The organism is Streptomyces colwelliae (genome assembly GCF_048158785.1).
In the GTDB taxonomy this organism is placed as follows: Bacteria; Actinomycetota; Actinomycetes; order Streptomycetales; family Streptomycetaceae; genus Streptomyces.
Genome location: NZ_JBLTJC010000557.1, coordinates 1 through 5,136 on the forward strand (window position 1 = coordinate 1; position 5,136 = coordinate 5,136).

The 5,136-nt window shown below is 69.8% G+C and carries 7 protein-coding genes; 4 read left to right on the forward strand and 3 right to left on the reverse strand.

Annotation, left to right across the window (positions count from 1 at the left end; translation table 11 throughout):
• A partial coding sequence (locus tag ACNFOC_RS50685; protein ID WP_416965747.1) for a TetR/AcrR family transcriptional regulator occupies positions 1-514 on the reverse strand: 514 nt, incomplete at its 3' end.
• A gap of 56 nt (positions 515-570) precedes the next feature.
• Here ACNFOC_RS50685 and ACNFOC_RS50690 point away from each other — a divergent pair.
• On the forward strand, positions 571-1,332 hold the full coding sequence (locus tag ACNFOC_RS50690; protein ID WP_416965748.1) for an SDR family oxidoreductase: 762 nt from the start codon (positions 571-573) through the stop codon (positions 1,330-1,332).
• A gap of 89 nt (positions 1,333-1,421) precedes the next feature.
• Here the strand turns inward: ACNFOC_RS50690 and ACNFOC_RS50695 are convergent, their stop codons facing one another.
• Positions 1,422-1,805, reverse strand: coding sequence for a VOC family protein (locus ACNFOC_RS50695; protein ID WP_416965749.1), 384 nt, complete (start codon positions 1,803-1,805; stop codon positions 1,422-1,424).
• Positions 1,798-2,124 carry a DUF397 domain-containing protein gene (locus tag ACNFOC_RS50700; RefSeq protein ID WP_416965750.1) on the reverse strand — a complete coding sequence of 109 codons (327 nt, stop codon included), beginning with the start codon at positions 2,122-2,124 and terminating at the stop codon, positions 1,798-1,800. The genes ACNFOC_RS50695 and ACNFOC_RS50700 overlap by 8 nt, the downstream gene beginning before the upstream one ends.
• Positions 2,125-2,312: 188 nt before the next feature.
• Here ACNFOC_RS50700 and ACNFOC_RS50705 point away from each other — a divergent pair, with 188 nt between their 5' ends.
• The 3 genes from ACNFOC_RS50705 to ACNFOC_RS50715 all read left to right on the forward strand — a co-directional run.
• Positions 2,313-3,098 carry a trypsin-like serine peptidase gene (locus tag ACNFOC_RS50705; RefSeq protein ID WP_416965751.1) on the forward strand — a complete coding sequence of 262 codons (786 nt, stop codon included), beginning with the start codon at positions 2,313-2,315 and terminating at the stop codon, positions 3,096-3,098.
• 183 nt (positions 3,099-3,281) lie between these two features.
• A complete protein-coding gene (locus tag ACNFOC_RS50710; RefSeq protein ID WP_416965753.1) occupies positions 3,282-4,226 on the forward strand; it encodes a C40 family peptidase in 945 nt (314 codons plus the stop codon).
• A 166-nt stretch (positions 4,227-4,392) separates the two neighbouring features.
• Positions 4,393-5,136, forward strand: a 744-nt coding sequence (locus ACNFOC_RS50715) for a phosphatase PAP2 family protein (protein ID WP_416965752.1), incomplete at its 3' end; no start/stop codon positions are given.

Here is a 5,136-nt window from a genome sequence, read left to right on the forward strand (position 1 = left end):
TGGTGAAACAGCCGGTAGAGATACGTGAGGTGCTGGGCGGCTGGGTCCGTACGAGGAGGTCGAGCCAGTCCCGGGCCGCCTCGCCGGCGAAGCCCGCCCAGGGGCCGGGGTCGTGGCTGAGGGACAGCAGGAAGGCCTCGTACGTCAGCCGCACCATGGGGCGTTGCTCCGGTGCGGAGAGGAAGGTCCACAGGCTTTCGGCCAGGGCGTCGAAGCCGTCGCCGGGCGTGCCGGCCGCGTTGTCCGGCTCCGCCAGGACCGCTGCCATCATCGCGAGCTGCTCGTGGCGGGCCCGGGCGAGCAGTTGCCGCAGGAGCTCGTCCTTGCTGCCGAAGAGGTAGAGCAGGACGCGCGGGCTGGTGCCCGTGGCGGCGGCCAGGGGGCGCAGGGACAGGCCGGTGAGGCCGTGTTCGAGGAGGTAGGCGTAGCAGGCGTCCAGGAGTTCGGTGCGCCGGGGCGAAGACAGGGGTGGCGGCGATGGCAGCGATGGCGGTGATGACGGTGTCGTACCCACTGCGCTACCGTAACTGAAACGAGTGTTTCAGTGCCGGATCTGGTGGAGGTCGCGGGATGGGTGGCCACGACGACTTCGCGCTCGGCGGGCGTACGGCCCTGGTGACCGGCTCGGTGCGCGGGCTGGGCCTGGAGATGGCGCGGGGCCTGGCCAGGGCGGGCGCGCGGGTGCTGATCAACGGGCGGGATCCGGCCACCGCGGCGGCGACCGTCGCCGCGTTGCGTGACGAGGGGCTGGACGCCTCGGCCGCCGTCTTCGACGTGACGGATCGTGCGGCGGCGCGGGAGGCGATGAGCGGGCTCGGGGACATCGACGTGCTGGTCAACAACGTCGGGCAGCGGGACCGGCGCGGGCTCGACGCCATGACCCCGGACGAGCTGGCGCACATGCTGGACGTCCACCTGACCTCGGCGTACGCACTGAGCCGTACGGTCGCCGAGGGGCTGGCCGCGCGCGGCACCCCGGGCCGCATCATCAACGTCTCCTCGGTCATCGGCCAGTTGGGCCGCGCCGGGGACATCGCCTACGCCACCGCCAAGGCCGGCCTCGACGGGCTGACCCGGGCGCTGGCCGCGGACCTGGGGCCCAGCGGTACGACGGTCAACTCGGTGGCCCCGGGGCCGTTCGCGACCGAGGTCAACGCCGGGCTGGCGGACGACCCCGAGTGGGGCCGGTGGCTCAAGAGCCGTACCGCGCTGGGGCGTTGGGGGCGACCGGCGGAGATCGCCGGGATCGTGGTGTTCCTGGCGGGCGACGCGGCGTCGTTCATCACCGGGCAGACGATCGCGGTGGACGGCGGGATCACGACGACGTTCTGAATCGTCCCGGTCTCCGTGGCCCCTGCTCCGGTCTCCGTGGTCCCCTCGGTCGGTCTCCGTGGTCCCCTTCGGTCAGTCTCCGGGGCCCCTCAATTCCAGGTGCGCGCCTGGGCGTTGAACACGGCCGGGTCGCTGTGCACCGGCAGGACGCAGAGCAGGTGGCCGCCGGGGGCGCGCAGTACCCGGCACTCCAGCCAGCGGGCGGTCTCGGTCGCGCCGAGGGTGAGCAGGCGGGCGGTCTCCGCCGCCACGTCGTCGGTCTCGATGTCGATGTGGAAACGGGGGTTGGGATCGTCGATCGACTGAACCGCCGTGACCAGGCCGGGAATTGCCTCGTGGAGCGTGGTGAACTGCTCCTCCCCGGGGACCGGTTCCGCCGGGGTGCCGAGTGCCGCCGACCAGAAGGCCGCCGCCGCGGCGGCCTCGGGGCCCGGGGTGTCGATCAGGAGGGCGTAGACGCGGCTTCTATGCACCGTCCGGCCCGATTCCCTTGGTTTCCTGGCCTGTTGTGTCCGCCGTGTCCGCCGCGTCCTCCAAGCCCTTCATGCCCTCCACTCCCTCCACTCCCTCCACGAAGTGGTCGAACTCGCCTGCCTGTACGCCGAGTACGAAGGCGTCCCACTTGCGGCGGTTGGTGGTGACGACGTTCTCCGGGTCGCTGGTCTCGCGGATGTAGACCGGGGCCTCGCCGTCGTCGCCCTCACCGAAGGCGAGCTCGATCCAGGGCCCCGGGCCCGTCGCGTCCGGTGGGGCGGCTCGTTCCCAGGTGAGGTCGGGGGGGATGTCGGACACGGGGTTTCCTTCGTCGGGTGCCGGGGAGACGTCGAGTATCGCGCAGGAGAGGCGGGAGGGACGGACGGACAGTACGGTGGACTGACCGCCGGACCGAGCGTCGACCGAAGCGCGAACGCGCTGTTCACAGGGAAATCTCAGTAAGCGTCGACGTCCTTTCTCACCTTCGTGGGACAGAGTGGGGCCCGATGAAGCGCAGCTCACGCATCTCCCGTTCCGCTCGCCTCGCGGGCAACCGCAGGTACGCGCTGTTCGTCGCCGTGGTGACGCTGGCCCTCACCTCGGCGTCCGTGGCGACCGCCGACGACGGCCCCGGGCCCTTCGGCGTGACCACCGTGACCGAGGTGAGCAAACAGAGCCTGCGGGTCGGCGCCCTGTTCGGGGCGGCCCACGCCACCAGCCTCGCCGGTGGGCACCACTGCACCGCGTCCGTGGTGCACAGCGCCGGGCACAACCTCATCGTCAGCGCGGCGCACTGCCTGGACGGCGACCCCGGCGACGTCTTCGTGCCGGGTTACCGGGACGGCAGGGCGCCGTACGGGGTGTGGAAGATCGAGCGGCGGTTCCTGCCGGACGGGTGGTCCAAGGGGCAGGCCGAGGACAGCGACATCGGGTTCGCCACGCTCGTCGAGGTGGGCGGCAAGAACATCGAGGACGTGGTCGGGGCCGACCGGTTCACGACCGGGATGGCGACCGGGGCCACGGCGGTGACCATCACCGGGTATCCCTCCGCCACCGACCAGCCCATCAGCTGCACCAACAAGCCCACCCAGCACAGCGGCACCCAGCAGCGCATCGACTGCCCCGGCTTCCCCGGCGGCACCAGCGGCAGTCCCTGGGTGAACGGGGACCAGCAGGTCGTGGGCGTCATCGGCGGGCACGAGCAGGGCGGACTGACGCCCGATATTTCGTACAGCGTCGTGTTCGGTAAAGAGGCGGCCGAGTTGTACAAGGACGCGACGACTGACCCGTAATAAGGAGCGGTACAAGGCTCCGTCGACGCGCTGAATACGCGTCAGATGTGGTGGAAGCACGGCGAAATGCCGCCACCCTGCCCCGAAATGGCCTTGAACAGGGCTGACATGGGGGAGGGTTGAGCCGTGCGAAAAGTATGGGTGGCCGGTGGGGTCGCGGTTGGGCTGGGGCTCAGCTTTGTGATGCTGCTCGTCGTCGGGGTCTACCTCGTCGCCGGGAACCTCGCGGGCGGGGCCGGCGGCGGGACCGTCGCGCTCGCCAAGGGCGCGGTGCCGACGGCGTACTCGGCGCTCGTGCAGAAGTGGGGCAACCTCTGTCCCGCCCTCAACCCCGCGCTGCTCGCCGCCCAGCTCTACCAGGAGAGCGGGTTCAACCCGAACGCGAAGAGCCCGGCGAAGGCCGAGGGGATAGCGCAGTTCATCCCCGGGACCTGGGCCACGCACGGCATCGACGGCGACGGCGACGGCGTACGGAACGTATGGGATCCGGATGACGCGATTCCGTCGGCCGCGACGTACGACTGCGAGCTCGCCTCGTACGTGAAGGACGTGCCGGGGAACCAGACCGCGAACATGCTCGCCTCGTACAACGCGGGCGCGTACGCGGTCATCAAGTACGGGGGCGTGCCGCCGTACTCGGAGACCAAGAACTACGTGAAGACGATCACGACGCTGTCGCAGAGCTTCGCCGCGCCCGTCAGCCGGGTCGATCCCTCCGAGCAGGCCGCCACCGCCATCACCTACGCCCAGGGCAAGCTCGGCACGCCCTATCTGTGGGGCGGGAACGGTACCGCCGACCAGGGCGGGCGCTTCGACTGCTCGGGGCTGACCAAGGCCGCGTTCGCGAGTGCGGGGATCACGCTGCCGCGTGTCGCGAACGATCAGTACAACGCGGGGCCGCATCCGCAGCGGGCCGAATTGCTGCCGGGAGATCTCGTGTTCTTCTCGGACGACCTCACCAATTCCCGGGCCATCCGGCATGTGGGGATTTATGTCGGCGGCGGGTACATGATCGACGCACCCCGGACGGGTGCTGTGATCCGGTTCGACCCCATTGACACCCCCGATTACTTCGGTGCGACCCGGGTCACCGAAGATGGCGCGAAAGCGCTCCCCACGACGGTGTGAACCGAGCGTGAACCCACCCCCTGAGCTGCGGCGATGAGTCTCTCTTCGATAACGTCTGAGTGATCATTCGGTGGAGGGTGGAACGTATTAAGCGGGCCCGTGCGTTCCTGTTCAGTAATGCGCACGAGAGATGCGCCCGGAACTACGACGAAGGAGCCGCAGCACCATGGCTGTACTCGCCGAATCCGGGTCGAATCCCGACGTCGATCTGCTCTACGACATCAATGGCCTCGCCAAGGACGCGCCGCACTGGTTCGACCGGGGTATGGAGTTCGTCGGTGAGTACGGACTGCTCGTCGCGATGGTGCTGCTCGTGGTGTGGTGCTGGTGGTCCGTGCGGCGGCGGGCGACCGAGGACTCCGCGTCCTCCGTGGCCGCGCTCGTGTGGGCGCCGCTCGCCGCTGCGCTCGCTGTCCTCGTGAACGTACCCATACGCGGGTTCGTGGAGCGGCCCCGGCCGTTCCTCGACCACACCGGGCTCGATGTGCTGATCTCCGGGAAGACCGACTACTCCTTCGTGAGCGACCACGCGACGATCACCATGGCGATCGGGGTCGCGTTGTTCGTCGCGGACCGGCGGTTCGGGGTGGCGGGGATCGGGCTCGCGTTGTTCGAAGGGTTCTGCCGGGTCTATATGGGCGTGCACTATCCGACCGACGTGATCGGTGGGTTCGCGCTGGGTACGGCTGTTGCTCTGCTTCTCTCGCCGGTCGCCATGGCTCTGCTCACGCCGGTGCTGAAGGTGGTCGAGGGCTCGTCGTGGGGCGGGTGGCTGGTTCGGTCGGCCGGGGCGAACAGCTTCGCGTTGGCCCCCGGCGACACCACGATGCTGTTGTCGCCGGACGGGTCCACCGTGATCAGCGCGACCCCGGTCGGCGCACCGCCGACCCGCACGCCCACCGTGTCGACA